This is a genomic window from Chryseobacterium salviniae (assembly GCF_035819015.1).
GTDB classification, from domain to species: Bacteria; Bacteroidota; Bacteroidia; order Flavobacteriales; family Weeksellaceae; genus Chryseobacterium; species Chryseobacterium salviniae.
The window spans coordinates 43,633-59,944 of sequence record NZ_JAYLAA010000001.1; the positions used below are offsets into that span (position 1 = coordinate 43,633).

General features: G+C 36.4%; 17 protein-coding genes. 12 read left to right on the forward strand and 5 right to left on the reverse strand.

The window, feature by feature from the left end; translation table 11 throughout:
* Nucleotides 1–116 precede the first annotated feature (116 nt).
* A complete protein-coding gene (locus SOP96_RS00195; RefSeq protein ID WP_326319231.1) occupies nucleotides 117–1,307 on the reverse strand; it encodes a phosphoglycerate kinase in 1,191 nt (396 codons plus the stop codon).
* A 637-nt stretch (nucleotides 1,308–1,944) separates the two neighbouring features.
* On the opposite strand from SOP96_RS00195, the gene rpiB reads away from it, so the two are divergent.
* From rpiB to tsaB, 9 genes are all read left to right on the forward strand, one after another.
* Nucleotides 1,945–2,379, forward strand: a complete 435-nt coding sequence (rpiB, locus tag SOP96_RS00200) for a ribose 5-phosphate isomerase B (protein ID WP_326319232.1) — start codon at nucleotides 1,945–1,947, stop codon at nucleotides 2,377–2,379.
* Nucleotides 2,380–2,752: 373 nt separating this feature from the next.
* Nucleotides 2,753–4,906 carry a ribonuclease R gene (gene rnr, locus SOP96_RS00205; RefSeq protein ID WP_326319233.1) on the forward strand — a complete coding sequence of 718 codons (2,154 nt, stop codon included), beginning with the start codon at nucleotides 2,753–2,755 and terminating at the stop codon, nucleotides 4,904–4,906.
* Nucleotides 4,906–5,430, forward strand: coding sequence for a hypothetical protein (locus SOP96_RS00210; protein ID WP_326319234.1), 525 nt, complete (start codon nucleotides 4,906–4,908; stop codon nucleotides 5,428–5,430). The genes rnr and SOP96_RS00210 overlap by 1 nt, the downstream gene beginning before the upstream one ends.
* Before the next feature lie 210 nt (nucleotides 5,431–5,640).
* The gene (locus SOP96_RS00215) at nucleotides 5,641–6,327 is read left to right on the forward strand and encodes a LysE family translocator (protein ID WP_326319235.1); all 687 of its coding nucleotides are present in this window, start codon (nucleotides 5,641–5,643) and stop codon (nucleotides 6,325–6,327) included.
* Nucleotides 6,324–7,259, forward strand: coding sequence for a S66 peptidase family protein (locus SOP96_RS00220; RefSeq protein WP_326319236.1), 936 nt, complete (start codon nucleotides 6,324–6,326; stop codon nucleotides 7,257–7,259). The genes SOP96_RS00215 and SOP96_RS00220 overlap by 4 nt, the downstream gene beginning before the upstream one ends.
* Before the next feature lie 78 nt (nucleotides 7,260–7,337).
* Nucleotides 7,338–7,709, forward strand: coding sequence for a YraN family protein (locus tag SOP96_RS00225; RefSeq protein WP_326319237.1), 372 nt, complete (start codon nucleotides 7,338–7,340; stop codon nucleotides 7,707–7,709).
* An 84-nt stretch (nucleotides 7,710–7,793) separates the two neighbouring features.
* The gene (locus SOP96_RS00230; protein WP_326319238.1) at nucleotides 7,794–8,546 is read left to right on the forward strand and encodes an SDR family NAD(P)-dependent oxidoreductase; all 753 of its coding nucleotides are present in this window, start codon (nucleotides 7,794–7,796) and stop codon (nucleotides 8,544–8,546) included.
* A 120-nt stretch (nucleotides 8,547–8,666) separates the two neighbouring features.
* Nucleotides 8,667–8,987, forward strand: a complete 321-nt coding sequence (locus SOP96_RS00235; RefSeq protein ID WP_326319239.1) for a nuclear transport factor 2 family protein — start codon at nucleotides 8,667–8,669, stop codon at nucleotides 8,985–8,987.
* Nucleotides 8,988–9,021: 34 nt separating this feature from the next.
* On the forward strand, nucleotides 9,022–9,705 hold the full coding sequence (tsaB, locus tag SOP96_RS00240) for a tRNA (adenosine(37)-N6)-threonylcarbamoyltransferase complex dimerization subunit type 1 TsaB (protein WP_326319240.1): 684 nt from the start codon (nucleotides 9,022–9,024) through the stop codon (nucleotides 9,703–9,705).
* A 14-nt stretch (nucleotides 9,706–9,719) separates the two neighbouring features.
* Here the strand turns inward: tsaB and porW are convergent, their stop codons facing one another.
* The 4 genes from porW to SOP96_RS00260 all read right to left on the reverse strand — a co-directional run bounded on the left by porW (nucleotide 9,720) and on the right by SOP96_RS00260 (nucleotide 14,232).
* On the reverse strand, nucleotides 9,720–12,323 hold the full coding sequence (gene porW / locus SOP96_RS00245) for a type IX secretion system periplasmic lipoprotein PorW/SprE (RefSeq protein ID WP_326319241.1): 2,604 nt from the start codon (nucleotides 12,321–12,323) through the stop codon (nucleotides 9,720–9,722).
* An 87-nt stretch (nucleotides 12,324–12,410) separates the two neighbouring features.
* Nucleotides 12,411–12,965, reverse strand: a complete 555-nt coding sequence (locus tag SOP96_RS00250; RefSeq protein ID WP_326319242.1) for a Maf family protein — start codon at nucleotides 12,963–12,965, stop codon at nucleotides 12,411–12,413.
* Nucleotides 12,966–12,974: 9 nt separating this feature from the next.
* Nucleotides 12,975–13,493, reverse strand: a complete 519-nt coding sequence (locus SOP96_RS00255; protein WP_326319243.1) for a KdsC family phosphatase — start codon at nucleotides 13,491–13,493, stop codon at nucleotides 12,975–12,977.
* Entirely contained in the window at nucleotides 13,483–14,232 is a 750-nt protein-coding gene (locus SOP96_RS00260) for a Rossmann-like and DUF2520 domain-containing protein (protein ID WP_326319244.1), read from the reverse strand. Before SOP96_RS00260 ends, SOP96_RS00255 begins: the two co-directional genes overlap by 11 nt.
* Before the next feature lie 366 nt (nucleotides 14,233–14,598).
* Here SOP96_RS00260 and SOP96_RS00265 point away from each other — a divergent pair, with 366 nt between their 5' ends.
* Genes SOP96_RS00265 through SOP96_RS00275 form a run of 3 tightly spaced genes read left to right on the forward strand, consistent with a single transcriptional unit; the run spans nucleotide 14,599 to nucleotide 16,307 of the window.
* Nucleotides 14,599–15,150, forward strand: coding sequence for an RNA polymerase sigma factor (locus tag SOP96_RS00265; RefSeq protein ID WP_326319245.1), 552 nt, complete (start codon nucleotides 14,599–14,601; stop codon nucleotides 15,148–15,150).
* Nucleotides 15,151–15,168: 18 nt separating this feature from the next.
* Nucleotides 15,169–15,801 (forward strand): hypothetical protein, encoded by a 633-nt coding sequence (locus SOP96_RS00270; RefSeq protein ID WP_326319246.1) that lies wholly within the window; start codon nucleotides 15,169–15,171, stop codon nucleotides 15,799–15,801.
* Nucleotides 15,802–15,809: 8 nt separating this feature from the next.
* A complete protein-coding gene (locus SOP96_RS00275) occupies nucleotides 15,810–16,307 on the forward strand; it encodes a hypothetical protein (protein WP_326319247.1) in 498 nt (165 codons plus the stop codon).
* Nucleotides 16,308–16,312: the final 5 nt, after the last annotated feature.

The following is a 16,312-nucleotide window of genomic DNA, read 5'->3' on the forward strand; positions in this document are numbered from 1 at the left end:
ATTTTCATTAAAAGCCGTTGAGAATCGCTTAGAAAAATTTTTTCCAACTTTGATTAAGAATATCCAAAATAAAACCCGGCAGATTTTGCCGGGTTTTGATTTATGAAAAAAGTTTCTTATTTATTAATCGCAGCAACACCCGGAAGCTCCAGACCTTCCAGACTCTCAAGCATTGCACCACCTCCGGTGGAAACATAACTTACCTTATCGCCATATCCGAACTGCTTCACAAAAGCCACACTGTCGCCTCCCCCAACTAATGAGAAAGCTCCTAATTTTGTTGCTTCAGCAATGCTGTCTCCAAGAGCAACTGTTCCCGCCGCAAAGTTAGACATTTCAAAAACTCCGATCGGCCCGTTCCAAAGAATCGTTCTGGAATCAAGCAAAACATCATTAAACTGATCTCTTGATTTTGGCCCTGCATCAAGACCCATCCATCCTTCCGGAATTGCATAAATATCTGCCTCTTTTCTATCGGCATCATTGCTGAAACTTTCTGCTATAATCGTATCAGAAGGTAGATACACTTTTACATTATGTTCTTTAGCTTTTCCGAGAATTTCAAGAGCAAGTGGTAATTTATCCTCTTCAACAAGAGAAGTTCCGATCTTACCTCCCAATGCTTTAATAAAGGTAAAAGCCATCCCACCTCCAATAATAAGGTTATCTACTGCAGGTAAAATATTTTCAATAATCGTAATTTTAGTAGAAACTTTAGATCCTCCAAGTATCGCAGTTACAGGACGTTCCCCCGATTTTAATACTTTATCAATGGCCTGAAGCTCATTAGCCATCAACAAACCGAAAAATTTAGTTGAAGTAAAAAATTGAGCAATTACCGCCGTTGAAGCATGTGCTCTGTGTGCCGTTCCGAAAGCATCATTTACATAAGCATCACCTAATTTTGAAAGCTTTTCAGCAAAAGCTTCATCTCCTTTTTCTTCTTCACTATGAAAACGCAGATTTTCCAGTAACAGTATTTCACCAGGGTTAAGATCTTTGGCGGCCTGTTCAGCCTTCTCCCCTACACATTCGTCAACAAATTTTACCTGGTGTCCCAACACGTTGGATACTTCGTCCACAATATGCTTCAGTGAAAATTCATCTTTCACCTCTCCTTTCGGCCTTCCGAGGTGTGCCATCAGAATTACCGCTCCACCATCCTGCAAGATCTTATCCACTGTAGGCTTTACGGCTGCAATACGGGTGTTATCTGTAACTTTCAGCTGGTCATCCTGCGGAACGTTGAAATCTACCCTTACCAGTGCTTTCTTACCGTTAAAATTGAAATCATTGATTGTTTTCATATGTTCATGTATATTATTTCTTCGGTTTTAGGTAACCGACTGCTCCTGCAGCATGAGATAAACCTGCGGCCAGACGGATCACCAATATCGTTGAGTTTTTCTTTTCACAAATGTAAGATTTTAAAATTTTTGATTTGCCGCAACCTGTGAAAAGTTTTCAGAAAAGTTTTTCGCAAACCCAACATTCAACTATCAACAATTTTTTTCTCTTTAAAAAAAAAAATACGCTATTGTTGTTGAGTGTTGTGAATTTAGGGGATAAGTTTTCACAAAAAAATTCATAACAGATAATTTTATATTCAATTCACATTTTATTTACATTGTAAAAGATTGGAAATCTGATTTTTCGCTACCTTATTAACAATTATTAATAACTTTTCCCCAATTTGCTTTATGGATAAACGATTTATGGAAAAACTCAAGAATTCCTGCACAAAAAATTTTTGAAAATTTTAACATTTTTTTTGGCCATACTTTTCATTACGAATTTTTCTAATGTTACGAAACATTTATTTTGCTGGAGTTATCCACAGTTATTCACATTGCTTTTCACAATTTACTCCCGAAAGACTAACAAAGATTGTTATTATTCTTACCTTTGCTATGAAATAAAATCTAAAAAGCTAAATAAACAGTTATGAAAAGAAGAATCGCCATTGCCGCAGACCACGCAGGCTTCGAATATAAAGAGATTGTGAAAAACTATTTATCGGAAAAGTTTGAGGTTCAGGATTTTGGAACGTTCTCCACAGACAGTGTGGATTATCCTGACTTTGTTCATCCTGCAGCAGCTTCTGTTGAAAACGGGGAAAATGAGCTGGGAATCCTCCTTTGCGGAAGCGGAAACGGAGTTCAGATCACAGCCAACAAGCATCAGAAAATTCGATGTGCGCTTTGCTGGATGCCGGAGATTGCTTCCCTTGCAAGACAACATAATGATGCGAACATGATTTCCATTCCTGCAAGATTTATCTCTAAAGAATTGACCATTGAAATCGTAGATAAGTTTCTCACTACAGATTTCGAAGGCGGAAGACATCAGAACAGAGTAGACAAAATAGCATACTGCTAACTATATAGGCTTGTAAATCAAATTACAAGCCTTATTTATTTTTTATTTTGTATATTTGCAGTGTTTGGCATAATTTACCAAACTGTCATTTCCACAAAACCTCTTATGAAAGTAAACCATATTTAATAAAAGGTTTTTCCCCACACTTCTCCATTTTTGTATTAAATTTATGCAAAACTAAAAGTTCCGTCACTGAAAAGTTGGAAGGAAAATTGATGTTGCTGTGATAAAATGAGTTGCATATTTATTATTGATATCATAATTGAAATGAGAATATATGCTGAGCGGTTTCAGATTAGTAGCCATACTGTGATGATTTATGGACTGTAGCTACTCTACTCATTAACAAATTAAAAATTTTAAAATTTAAAAAATGCCAAAAAAAAGAAAATATATAAGTCAGAAAAATGATCATAAGCTTCAGGAAATAGGAAGACTGATTCTGCGCTTTATGAATGAAAATTCAACGAAAATCTATAACTATAAGCAGATTGCAGAAGGAATAGACTATAAAAATCCAAGACAACGTGAGCTTGTAATTCAGGCTTTGCATAAACTGCAGGCTGCCGAAAGAATTAAAGAAACAGAAAAAGGTAAATATATCGTTAACCTTAATATTAAAGGTACACTTACGGGAATCATAGATTTCAACCAGTCCGGAAATGCCTATGTAAATGTGGAAGGTCTCGAAGATGATATCTTTATTCACTCCAAAAATGTGAAGGATGCCCTGCAAGGCGATAAAGTTTTAATTGTTACTTATACGTATAAAGGAAAAAAGCTGGAAGGCTCTGTACTGGAAGTTCTGGAGAGAACAAGAACTGAATTTGTAGGAACTTTACAGGTAGTCTCACACAAGGATTTTGGATTTGTGGTTTGCGATAAAAAGACCATCAATACCGATATTTTTATCCCTAAGGGAAACTTCGGCGGTGCCAATGACGGGGATAAAGTAGTGGTAAAAATGACCGAATGGAAGCCGGGCGATAAAAATCCACAAGGAGAAATTATCCAGGTATTGGGAGCCCCCGGAGAACATGAAACAGAAATCCACTCTATTCTTGCGGAATACGGACTCCCGTATCAATTTCCGGAAGAAGTGGAACGCGATGCCGATAAAATAGACAGAAGTATTAATGACGAGGAGGTGGCAAAACGCTGGGATATGAGAGGGATCACCACCTTTACCATCGACCCAAAAGATGCCAAAGATTTTGATGATGCGCTTTCCATCAGGAAACTGGAAAACGGAAACTGGGAAATCGGGGTCCATATTGCAGATGTTTCACATTATGTGGTTCCCGGAACCATTCTGGATGATGAAGCGTATCAGAGAGCAACATCCGTTTACCTGGTAGACCGTGTTGTACCGATGCTTCCGGAAGTGTTGAGTAATGATGTTTGCTCACTCCGTCCGAATGAGGATAAATACACATTTTCAGCGGTTTTTGAATTGGATGATGATGCTAATATCAAAAAGCAATGGTTCGGAAGAACGGTTATCCATTCCGATAGAAGATTCACCTATGAGGAAGCTCAGGAAAGAATTGAAACAAAACAGGGTGATCTGCAGGAAGAAATCAATGTATTAGACAGGCTGGCAAAAATTATGCGTGCAGAACGAATCAGGAAAGGCGCAATTACCTTCGACAGAAGCGAAGTACGATTTAATCTTGATGAAAACAATGAACCTGTTGGCGTATATTTTAAAATCAGTAAAGATTCCAATCACCTCATTGAAGAATTCATGCTGCTTGCCAATAAAAAAGTTTCGGAATTTATTTCCCTGAACAAAAAAGGAGATGTCACTCAAAATACTTTTATATACAGGGTTCACGATGATCCGGATCCTGCAAAACTGGAATCATTGAGAGATTTTGTTTCAACATTCGGATATAAAATGGATCTGGCTAACAGTAAAAAAGTAGCCGAATCGTTGAATAAATTATTACACGACGTAAAAGGTAAAGGCGAAGAAAATATGATTGAAACGCTTGCCATGAGAAGCATGAGCAAAGCGGTCTATTCTACGGAGCCAATCGGGCATTATGGTCTTGGTTTCGATTTTTACACTCATTTTACCTCTCCTATCCGTCGTTATCCGGATCTTATCGCACACCGTTTGCTGCAGCATTATCTGGATGGAGGAAAATCCCCGAACAAAGCCGAGCTCGAAGAAAAAGCAAAACACTGCAGTTCCATGGAGCGCCTGGCTGCTGATGCGGAAAGAGATTCCATAAAATTCATGCAGGTGAAATTCATGGAAAAACATTTGGGAGAAACGTTCACAGGAGTAATTTCCGGAGTTGCGGAATTTGGTTTCTGGGTAGAAATTCCGGAAAATGGTGCGGAAGGTCTGATTAAGTTAAGAGATCTTGTGGACGATTCTTATTCCTATGATGCGAAAACACACGCTGTGTACGGAATGAGACATGGAAAAAGATATCAACTGGGAGATCAAATACAGATTAAAGTGGTGAAGGCAAACCTTATCCAGAAGCAGCTGGATTTTAAGGTTGTTGAATAATGACTAAAATTGATAAATACATTGTTTTTACCATTGTAAATTTTGTATTATTTATTGTTGTTGTTTGCAATACGGTATTCAATTTTTATTGGTTTTTTATAACCATTGTAATACTTGTTTTCATTGCTGAATTTTTAATTAGAAAGGAAATTATCAGACTGAAAGATTCTGATAAGAAATACTTTTTTGCAGTTACTTTTCCCATGATCATTAATCTTTTCTTTTTAATAAATTATATAACTGGATATAATGCTGTAAAGGAAACGTACTGTTTTAAAAATAAAATTGCAAAAGTCGGAGGCAGGGGAAGTAATGAAACTGGAAAAACTACATACATTTATCTGACTGGAAATGCATACGAATACTCTTATATGACCCGTAGCTTTTTTATTGATTATAAAAGAATGCTGTTTAAAAATCAGATTATATATACTTTTGAAAGAGGAATCTTTGGACTAAAAATAAGAAAAGATTACGACTTTGTATACAGTGAAGAATGTTTAGAAAAAGGAAATTACCATTGATATTAATATTAAAGATTTTAATAATAAATTCCGTTTTACATTAAAGTGAAACGGATTTTTATTTTTATAGTTAAAAAAAAACATGATTTTACATGAAATTATTTTAAATAATACTTTTCTTAAATCCTGAGTTATTGAATAATTAAATCATAAAGTTTACATTTGTATAAATGGAATGGAAATTCAGGTTTTCATTTAAAAAATTACTTGATGTTTGAACTTATATTATCTGCCATTGTATTAGGATTCATGCTGAGCCTGGTTTTTATAGGACCTATTTTTTTCCTTCTCATAGAAACCAGTTTTTCGAGAGGGCCAAAACACGCATTAGCTTTGGATATCGGGGTAATCTCTGCAGATCTTCTCTGTATATTGGCGGCCTACTATGCAAGTGCCGATATTGTAACGTTAATTGACAAACATCCGGGTTTTTACAGGATCACGGCCATTCTCATCTTTGTGTATGGAGTCGTGATGATGGTTACGAGAACCAAAATGCATATTCCGGGAGAAGAGAAATTCATCAGTCAGAATTATTTTAAAACTTTTATCAATGGCTTTTTCTTTAATCTTCTGAATGTTGGTGTTATTCTTTTCTGGCTGGTAACAGTAATTTCAGTAAGAAATCAGTATCCCGACACCGGTAATTTTATATTGTATATCGGGATCGTTATTGCCACTTATTTATGCATAGATCTGGCGAAAATTTTCCTCGCCAAACAGTTTCATGACAGGCTTACACAGAAATTAGCCAATAGAATCAGGAGAATTGTCGGCGGAATTCTCATCATCTTCAGTTTCTTTATTTTCCTGCAAAGCTTTAAAAAATTCAATCAGTTTGATAAAAGACTCGAAGAAGCCGAAAAAACCGAAGTAAAATACCACAAAGAAAAATGAAAAAAATAGCACTCCCTAAATCCCTAAAGAAAGGCGACCAAATAGCCATCATATCACCCGCAGGCGCGGTAGAAGCTTCACAGCTGGAAAAAGGAATTGAAATGATCCGGAACAAAGGTTACGAACCTGTATTAGGAAAACATCTTTACAGCAGTTTTTCCAAAGGTTATAATTATGCAGGGACCGAAGAACAAAGAATTCAAGATATCAACTGGGCTTTGAACGACAATGAGATTGCTGCTATCTGGGCTTCCAGAGGCGGTTACGGTTGTCAGCATCTGTTGGAAAGTATTCATCTTAAAAACTTTTCCGAAAATCCGAAATGGTACATCGGGTATTCTGATAATACCGTCATTCAGAGTTACCTCCTGAAAATGGGCTTTGCTTCTGTTAACGGGCAGACCATAAAAACATCAAGCTTCGGAGTTACAGAAGAAAGCTATGAATTGATTTTTGATATTTTGGAAGGAACAGTTCCTGATTACAGCTTAGAATCGCATCATTTTAATAAAGCAGGTTCTTGTGAGGGACAATTGATTGGAGGGAATTTAGCACTGGTTTATGCACTTTTAGGAACCGATTATTCATTTAAGTTTAAAAACAGAATCCTTTTTATTGAAGATATTGGTGAAAATTTTTATGTTTTAGATAGAATGATGATGAGTCTGGAACTGGCTGGTGTATTCAAAAAAATTAAAGGATTAATAATCGGCGGAATGACCAATATGGGAAATGAAAAAGAAAATTCCTCGTATAATGAAAGTTTTGATGAATTTGCGTATCAATTGATTTCTGAAAGAATTTCAAAATATGATTTTCCGACTGTTTTCGGATTTCCGAACGGACATATTAAAGATAACAGGCCTTTGATTATCGGCGGAAATGTAAAATTAGAAATTAAAGATAAGGTTACAATTAAATTTGAAAATTAAATTCATAATGTGTAAAATTTAATTATAAAGCCCCTAGAACTCTCCTACTCTCAAACCCTCCTACTCTCCTACCCAGCAATGGCAGAACACAATGATTTTGGAAAAAAAGCAGAAGAACTCGCTGCGAACTTTTTATTAAAAAACGGATATAAAATCCTTGCGAGAAACTTCCGGTATCAGAAAGCAGAAATCGATATTATTGCAGAAAAAGATAATTTGATCATCATTTGCGAAGTTAAGGCACGGTCTACCGATGTTTTTAATCTCCCTCAGGAAGCCGTGAATAAGAAAAAAATAAAGCTCCTGGTATCTGCTGCAGATTATTATTTAAAGGAATTTAATGTTTTGAATGAAGTACGATTTGACATTATTTCTGTTCTTCCCGATGAAAAACAAAATTTGGTTATTGAACATATACAAAATGCATTTGAAGCATTCGATGCCAACTAATTAATGTGATAATGAATTAATGTAACAATGTACCAATGATTGTTATATTGGTAAATTATTGCATTGCTATATTAAAGTAAAATTATGAAAACAATTCTAATCACCGGAGCCACATCCGGAATAGGAAAATCTACAGCTGAGCTTTTAGCCAGACAGGGAAACAGAATCATTATCTGTGGAAGAAGATCCGAAGTGCTGGAATCTCTGAAAACCGAACTTTCACAATTCACCGAAATTTTTAGTTTAAAGTTTGATTTAAGAAATCTGGAAGAAGTGGAAACTGCCGTCAATTCACTTCCGGAAGAATGGAAAAATATTGATGTCCTGATCAACAATGCCGGAAATGCTCACGGTCTTGATCCGCTTTCTGCAGGGAAAACAGATGATTGGGATTCTATGATTGACGGAAATGTGAAAGGGCTTTTATATGTTTCAAAAATGATTATTCCGGGAATGAAAGAAAGAAATTCAGGGCATATTTTGAATATCAGTTCTGTAGCGGCAAGACAAACGTATGCGAATGGCGTCGTATATTGTGCCACCAAAAAAGCAGTGGATGTGATTTCAGAAGGAATGAGAATTGAGCTTACCGAATTCGGAATTAAAATTACAAATATTCAGCCTGGTGCTGTGGAAACGGATTTTTCAGTGGTACGATTCAAAGGAGACCAGGAAAGAGCAGCAACCGTTTATGCAGGATATGAACCTCTGAAAGCGGAAGATATCGCAGATTCTATTGCATACTGCATCAATGCTCCCAAACACGTCTGCATTTCGGATATGACCATCTACCCTACTGCCCAGGCGGAGCCGAGAACGATTTACAGAAAAGGATGATTCAATTTGAAAATAATTTAATTTGAGAATTTGAAAATGAGGCACTTTACAATTCTATTTTTGTGTTGTTTTGTTTTGGGATTTTCTCAAAAATATTCAAAACAGGAAAAAGCAGTTTTGATGCAGAATAATGATTCCAATATTTTAAATCTTTTTGCAAAGAATGTTTCTTTTGGCCATTCAAACGGCTGGGTTCAGAATTTTGAAGATTTTAAAAAAGATTTTAATTCTAAAAAAGTAATTTATAAAAACATTGATCAGATAGAAATTTACGAAGCTAAAAAATATAAAAATATCTACTCTGTAAGAAGAAAAATAAAGGTTTCCGGATTATACAAAAACCAGAATTTTGAGATGATGCTCGGCTTGCTGGAAATCTGGAAAAAAGAGAAATCTGCCTGGAAGCTGTGGAGCCGGCAAAGTGTGGAAATAAAGCCATAAATTTGCATCACTAAAGCGTATTTAAATTTAAAAAATGAAAATCCTATATCTCGAAACTTCCTCAAAAAACTGCTCGGTAGCCATTTCTGATAATGAAAAGCTATTGTGCCTCACGGAAGAAGTCTCTGAAAATTACAAGCAGTCTGAAAGCCTGCACACCTTTGTAGAATGGGCTTTGGAAGGCGCAGAAATTTCGCTTAAAGATATTGAAGCGGTATCGCTGGGAAGAGGTCCTGGCTCCTACACAGGATTGAGAATCGGGGCATCCTCGGCAAAAGGATTTTGTTATGGACTAAAAGTTCCTTTAATTGCTGTCAATTCCATGGAAAGCATGATAGAGCCTTTTTTAGGCAAAAACTATGAATTTGTTATCCCATTGGTCGATGCGAGAAGAATGGAGGTTTATACAGCCATTTATGATGGCAAAACAGGGCAGGAACTTTCTGAGACCGAAGCTAAAATCTTAGATGAAACTTCTTTTCAGGAATTGAAAGATAAAAATATATTATTCATAGGAGACGGAGCGAAAAAAGCAAAAGAAATTTTGCAACTTCCCAATGCCGATTTTAATGAAGATGTCTACCCTTCTGCGCAATATCTCATTAGAAAAACGCTGGAGAAAATAGATCAAAAAGATTTTGAGGATGTAGCATATTTTGAACCTTTTTATCTAAAGGACTTTCATGGGGTAAAGAAAAAAAACAAAAGCGAAGAATAATCTTCGCTTTATTTTTATTGAGGTCTTGCAGGAACAGCATTAGTAGGCTGCAGCTGCTGATTGTTATTCTGTCTTTTCGCTTTGTTGCTGTTGTTCATCGGCTGGCTCTGCTGGGGATTATTCATGAAATTGTTTCCCGGCTGCGAAGGAACGCCTGTTCCGTTATTCTGCTGATTGGGCTGCTGCGGAACACCATTAGCCATATTTCCGGGATTCTGAGGGATCATATTTCCCTTATTATCCGTAGCCTGGAAGCTGAGGTCACTTTTCAGATAATTAAGCATTTCTTTGGCTTTTTCGCCTTCCGGAGTTTTGCCGTAATTTAAAGCTATCTGCTCAAGCTGAAGGATCATCACTTCTTTCCCACTCGATTTTCCGGAATTAAAGGCATTCAGCAAATAGAGTTTTGGAACCAGTGCATCCTTCGGATATTCCTGGATTGTCTTATCAATAAGATCTTTACTCTCGGAAAATTTTTCAGATTCATACAATGCATAGGCCTGTTTATACTGCCCTTCAACGTTTGCCGAAGATTTTACAAATGTATTGTTCTTCGGATTTCTCGCAAACTCAGCGTAAGATGTATAAGGATAATCTCTTAATAATATTTGTTTTGCTTTTTCAGCTGCCTGTGGATTTTTCTCATAATTCATTGCAAAAATCTCGTATAAAGCCTGCAGCATTACTTTTTCCTCAGGTTTTACATCAACAAGATCATACAATGTTTTTGTTGCCAAAGGGGTATTGGTAAAGTAATTCTGATACATCACGCCCAACCCTAATGAAGCTGTATCCCTGTCTTTTTTAAGCTGGTCCAGCTTTGCTATATCGGTAGGAACCTGCTCTATATAAAATGAGGGCTCAAAACGTCTCGGATTAGGCGCTGCAGTCGTTCCCAGTGCATCATTTTTCAGATCTTCGATAGTCGTTATCTTTTTGGAAGACCGCCAGTTGTCAACCAGAGCCCGTTCTCCCCAAGTCTGTTTAAAAGTCTGTGTTCCCTTGGAAACGGTTCCGTTATTGCTGAAATAGAATCCTTTTGAAGCAACCCCGAAATCCTCGAAAGAATTTGAGCTATTGGCAAAAAGCGATGTTGAATTATAATCTCCAGTATCGAAGCCCTTGCTTCTTTCGGCACGTCTTCTTTCCAGCTCCTCTCGTTCTTCTTTTGCCTTGATTTTGGCAATGTATTTTGTAAAAAAGTCTGTTTTCTGTTCCGGAGACATTTTAGCCAGATTCAGGATACTGTCGTTTTTCTTGATCAGGTAATAGTTTTTAGAAATCTTTTTAATGTAAACCGATTGGTCTGCAAGAAGAATTTTGGAAGGTTCATACGTCATTACGGCTAAAGCAGAATCGTAATATGCGCCTGCACCAATGTAATCGTTTTTATCAAGATACCCCTTTCCTATTTCATAATAAGCAAGGCCGCGAATTTGTCCGTCGGAAACCTTTTCTCTCAAGGATTTTCTGAAATATTCCTGGGCTTCTTCTTTTTTTCCGGCTTTATTGGCCATTAAACCCAATGCGTAATAAAATTCATTTTTTCTTGATCCGTAAGTCCCTTTTTTACTGATGTCTTCCAAATATTTTCTGGCTCCGCTGTAATCTCCATTTCCGTTAAAAGTCTTGGCGATCTCAATCTGGGATTTTACTTCAAATTCAAAATCATTGGCGTACTTGTAAGCTGCCATAAAACTTTCTCTGGCTTTTTCGTTCTGGTTAAGACTTTCCAGCACCTGCCCTCTCAGGTAAGCGATTCTGCTTTTAAGCTTACGGTTGCCGTTCAGTTCAAAAGCATTATCAAGTTCTTTTACTGCTTCTTCTTTTTTACCGTCATCCAGAAGGGATTCGGAATAATAAATGCTTAATAGTTTTTCGTATTCCTTGCCAATTTTTTCACTTTTTAGCTTGGCGAAAGTCTCATTTGCTTTATGATAATTTTTAATCTGGTTATAAGCGAGGCCTTGGTAAATTCTTGCCAAAGGAATTCTTTTGTCGTCCTTCATATGAGTGAAGACATAATTTAAGGCATCAAGAGCTTCCAAAGATTTTCCTCTGTAAATTCTTGCCTGTGCAAGAATCATATAGGCATCGAAAATCTGTTTATTCTGTTCTTCACCATGCTTAATGACAGAATATTTGTTGATTGCTTTTAAAGCTTTGGCCTCTGCAATTTCAAGGGTGGTCGCACCTTTTTGTTCGGGCATATTGGGATCTCCGGATGCACTTCCTACTCCTCCCGATAAGGAATTATTTCCCGGCATTCCTGGCGGCATTCCCGGAGGGCCTCCTCTTTGGCTGCTATTTTCAGAAGCACGGTTTACTTCGGCCATTTTCATGGAATTTTCGGCAAAAGCGGCAGACTGTCCAAGATCGCTTCCCAAAGGCTGGTCTTCATAGGTAAGAATAGGGATATAAGGCGCATAGAAATTGTCTTTATGGGCCTTATCTCTGGTTTCAAACTCATTATTTAAGGCATCTTTGGCGTTAAATAATGTATTGTAGTATGTTGAAAATCCTTTCATAAACCTTGAGCGCTGCTCCGGCTTCTTGGCTTTTGTAGCGCAGGAAGCAACAATACAAAGTGCTAAAAGGAATAAAATATTTTTTTTCATTATTTCAATATAACTCGCTAATCCGCTTTTTATTATAAGGCGGTTTGATAATTTTGTAAAAATAATAAAATTTTATGGTGAAACTTGTTATATTTCTTTCAAAATTTTGTAAACCAAATGAGTAGGAAGCCCCATAATGGTGTAATAACTGCCGTTTAGTCTTTTTATCTTTGCCATTCCGAGCCATTCCTGGATTCCATAGCTTCCGGCCTTATCAAAGGGTTGATACTGTTGAATATAATATTCTATCTCCTGATCAGTAAGCTCATCAAATTCCACTTCTGCAACGTCAGTTTCCGTGATGGTTTTATTAGGCGTTTTAATAGTAATTCCGGTATACACCTGATGTGTTTTGCCTGAAAGGAGTTTCAGCATTGCCGCAGCATCTTCTTCGTCCGTAGGTTTTCCCAAGAACCAGCCATCAATAGCAACGACGGTATCAGCTGTTAAAAGGACTTCTCCTTGTTCAAGAGAACGGAATGCATTAGCTTTAAGCTCAGAAAGATAAGCTGCAGATTCCCCTATCTGAATATGTTCAGGAACAACTTCTTCACATTCGATTTTCACAACTTCAAAGGTGAAACCGAGATTGGATAATAATTCTTTTCGTCTTGGAGATTGCGATGCCAGTAATAGTTTCATTGAGGGATGTTAAATAGATTGTGTATTGTCATCATGCCATTTTCCCTGTACTTTCATAACCTGTTCAATTACGTCGCGTACGGCGCCGTTCCCTCCTTTTACCGGGGAAATATAGGCTGCAATTCCTTTGATTTCCGGAACGGCATTTTCCGGACATGCAGCAATAGCAGAATTTTTCATGATATGAAGATCCGGGATATCATCTCCCATTGTCAGGATTTCTTCGTTTTTAAGATGATGCTTCTTTTTAAAATCTTCAAAATCTGCCATTTTATCGTGGGACTTTGCGTAATAATCTTGAATACCTAGGTAGTTGATCCTGTGTTTTACCATTTCATCGTTTCCTCCTGTAATTACACCAATTACATACTTGTTTTTTAGTGCTTTAACCACTGCGTAACCATCAAGGACATTCATTACCCGGCACATATTCCCTCCGGGAAGAAGATAAACGCTTCCGTCTGTAAAAACGCCGTCTACATCAAATACAAATGCTTTAATATTTTTTAGTTTCTCTTTATAACTCATACATTTTCTGGATAGAATGATTCATTGTTTTATAAATCTCAAGATTTTCATCTTTTAATAATTGTTCATGCAAGTGCAGTATTCTTTTATCATTTCTTACGGCAGGTCCGGTTTGTGCAGATATCGGATCTATTTCATGAATTTTCTGCACGGTTTCGTCAATTAACGGTAAAAAATAATCAAACGGAATTTTCTGTGAGTCTGAAATTTCTTTCGCCCTGGCAAAAAGATGATTTACAAAATTACAGGCAAAAACAGCAGTAAGATGAATATATTTTCTTTTTTCATGGGTACTTTCCATTACATTATCCGAAATTTTTGAAGCGATATCGAAGATGATTTTGTAATCTTCATTATTTTCAGCTTCTATAAAAAAAGGGATTTTAGAATAATCCAGATTTTTGGATTTTGAAAAAGTCTGCAAAGGATAAAGGCTTGCTTTCCGGTAATTTCCCACCAGAATTTCTTTAGGAAGCGATCCGGAAGTATGGGCTACCAGACAGTCGTTTATAATAATATTCTTTGAGACATCTTCCACAGCATTATCACTTACACAGATAATATAAAGATCTGCTTTCATCAAATTTTCCTTAGAATACGGAATGTTTAATTCCCCGGAAATGTTTTTAAGTTCCTGTTCATTCCTGCCAAAAATCTGCACAAGAGGAATTCTATTCAGAACAAAAGCTTTTGCCAGATGATAAGCCACATTTCCGGAACCGATGATTACTGTTTGCATGAAACAAAGATAAGATTTAGATGGAAGATAGGAGAGAGAAGACAGAAGTTTTTGATGGCTGTTTTAAAATTCTTTAAAAATATTTTCGACCATAATTTTTTGGCTAAAGCCTTTGTTGTATTTTTATTTAAAATATCGGGCTAAAGCCCGACGCTATTAATACTTCTTTACCTCATTTTAAACTGAAATAAATTATTGAGATGTAATTTAACATAACTTTAAAAGGAAAACACATCAGCACAAGATCCAATATTCATGCGATTCATGCATATAAATATTTATAAATAATGAGTATATTGGACTAAAAATTGAATATTTAATTTAACTTTCAGTTATTTTTGTAATCCAAAACAGTGAAAGCATCTTATGAAGATTAAGGACGCGGAAATTATTTCGTTGATGCAAAACCCACGAACTCAGGAAAAAGGAGTTCGCGCTTTGATGGATGCTTATCAAAGCAGATTGTATTGGCACATAAGAAGAATTATTGTGGACGGAGATCTTGCTCAGGACACTTTGCAGGAGACTTTTATTAAAGCTTATCAGAATTTTCATCAGTTTAAAAATGATAGCCAACTGTACACCTGGCTGTACAGGATTGCAACCAATGAAGCGTTGCAGCAGATCAATAAACTGAAAAAAATGCAGAAAACGGATGAAGATCCGGTGTATCATATGCAGAATCTTGTTGCCGATAATGCCGGAGAAGATGCCGAGGAAATACAGATTTTGCTTCAGAAAGCCATACAAAGCCTGCCGGAAAAGCAGAAACTGGTATTTATGATGCGGTATTATGATGATTTGCCTTACGAAGAAATATCTAAAATTGTAGATATGTCGGTAGGAACACTGAAAACAAATTATCATTATGCCAAACAAAAAATTGAAGAATATATTAAAGAAAATTACGAGAGATAATTTTTGAGACAACTGACAATGAAAGAGTTTGACATAGAAAATTTAGAACGTAAAAATATTTACACAGTACCTGAAAATTTATTTGAAAATATTCAGGAGAGCGTATTAAGCGGGCTGGATGAATTTGATCTGGAAAAACTGGAACGTAAAAATATTTATCCCGTTTCTGAAAGTATGTATGATGATGTTCAGAATCATGTAATAAATAAAATCATCCCTCGCAAACAGGCACCTGTTTTCAGGCTTAACTGGACGTACGCCATTGCAGCATCTTTAGCACTGATTTTTGGAGCGACTTTTGTTTTCAATTCAGATAACGAAACAGTAAAGAAAACAGTAACTGCAAATACTAACTATGCTGCCAACAATAATGAGCCGAAAACGGAAAGTGAAATTGCTTATGAAATCCTACAGTCTGATTTAACTTCCGTGGAAAAAAGCAATCCAAAAATTGTAAGTCAGAATGCTGGTAAATCTTTCGCTCACAACAAAACGGCGAATCAGCAAAAGATTGCAGCTCAGCCCGTAAAATCTGCTTCTAAAAAGCAGGAAACTCAGATAAACGAATATCTGGATTCATTCACAAGTTCTGAAATTTCAGAGCTGGCAAGTAATTCAACGCAGGACGTTTATTTGGATTTGTATAATTAAAAAGGAAAATGAAAAAGATATTATTTGCGCTTTTAATCATCTACGGATTTGGTCTTAATGCCCAAAGAACGGATTACGACTGGAAGAAAATGGATCCCAAGCAAAGAAAAGAGGTCATCAACAGTCTTTCTCCGGAAGAAAGAAAAGCACTTCTGACGAAATTCAGAAATAATATGGTAATGGATAATCTGGATATAGATCCCGGCGATAAAGAAGAGTTCACCGATATTTATAACGAATATCTTGAAAGCCAGAAACAGATCAAAAGCCAGTTTAATTCTGATTTTAATCCTGAAAATTTATCTGATGAAGAAGCAAAAGCAAAACTTCAGCAAAGCTTTGAAGTAGGCCAGAAGCTATTGGATAACAGAAAAAAATATGCTGATAAAATGCAGCAGGTAATTCCTTGCCAAAAAGTTTTGAAGCTGTTTCAGACAGAGGGAATGATGCGCGATAAAGTGAATGAGAGAAAACCTCGCGGAAATAACGCTACAAGACAAAGATAAAACCA

Coding starts and splice junctions, on each gene's coding strand:
- SOP96_RS00195 (WP_326319231.1), bottom strand. CDS start 1,307: ATGAAAACAATCAATGATTTCAATTTTAACGGTAAGAAAGCACTGGTA.
- rpiB (WP_326319232.1), top strand. CDS start 1,945: ATGAAAAGAAGAATCGCCATTGCCGCAGACCACGCAGGCTTCGAATAT.
- rnr (WP_326319233.1), top strand. CDS start 2,753: ATGCCAAAAAAAAGAAAATATATAAGTCAGAAAAATGATCATAAGCTT.
- SOP96_RS00210 (WP_326319234.1), top strand. CDS start 4,906: ATGACTAAAATTGATAAATACATTGTTTTTACCATTGTAAATTTTGTA.
- SOP96_RS00215 (WP_326319235.1), top strand. CDS start 5,641: ATGTTTGAACTTATATTATCTGCCATTGTATTAGGATTCATGCTGAGC.
- SOP96_RS00220 (WP_326319236.1), top strand. CDS start 6,324: ATGAAAAAAATAGCACTCCCTAAATCCCTAAAGAAAGGCGACCAAATA.
- SOP96_RS00225 (WP_326319237.1), top strand. CDS start 7,338: ATGGCAGAACACAATGATTTTGGAAAAAAAGCAGAAGAACTCGCTGCG.
- SOP96_RS00230 (WP_326319238.1), top strand. CDS start 7,794: ATGAAAACAATTCTAATCACCGGAGCCACATCCGGAATAGGAAAATCT.
- SOP96_RS00235 (WP_326319239.1), top strand. CDS start 8,667: ATGCAGAATAATGATTCCAATATTTTAAATCTTTTTGCAAAGAATGTT.
- tsaB (WP_326319240.1), top strand. CDS start 9,022: ATGAAAATCCTATATCTCGAAACTTCCTCAAAAAACTGCTCGGTAGCC.
- porW (WP_326319241.1), bottom strand. CDS start 12,323: ATGAAAAAAAATATTTTATTCCTTTTAGCACTTTGTATTGTTGCTTCC.
- SOP96_RS00250 (WP_326319242.1), bottom strand. CDS start 12,965: ATGAAACTATTACTGGCATCGCAATCTCCAAGACGAAAAGAATTATTA.
- SOP96_RS00255 (WP_326319243.1), bottom strand. CDS start 13,493: ATGAGTTATAAAGAGAAACTAAAAAATATTAAAGCATTTGTATTTGAT.
- SOP96_RS00260 (WP_326319244.1), bottom strand. CDS start 14,232: ATGCAAACAGTAATCATCGGTTCCGGAAATGTGGCTTATCATCTGGCA.
- SOP96_RS00265 (WP_326319245.1), top strand. CDS start 14,599: ATGAAGATTAAGGACGCGGAAATTATTTCGTTGATGCAAAACCCACGA.
- SOP96_RS00270 (WP_326319246.1), top strand. CDS start 15,169: ATGAAAGAGTTTGACATAGAAAATTTAGAACGTAAAAATATTTACACA.
- SOP96_RS00275 (WP_326319247.1), top strand. CDS start 15,810: ATGAAAAAGATATTATTTGCGCTTTTAATCATCTACGGATTTGGTCTT.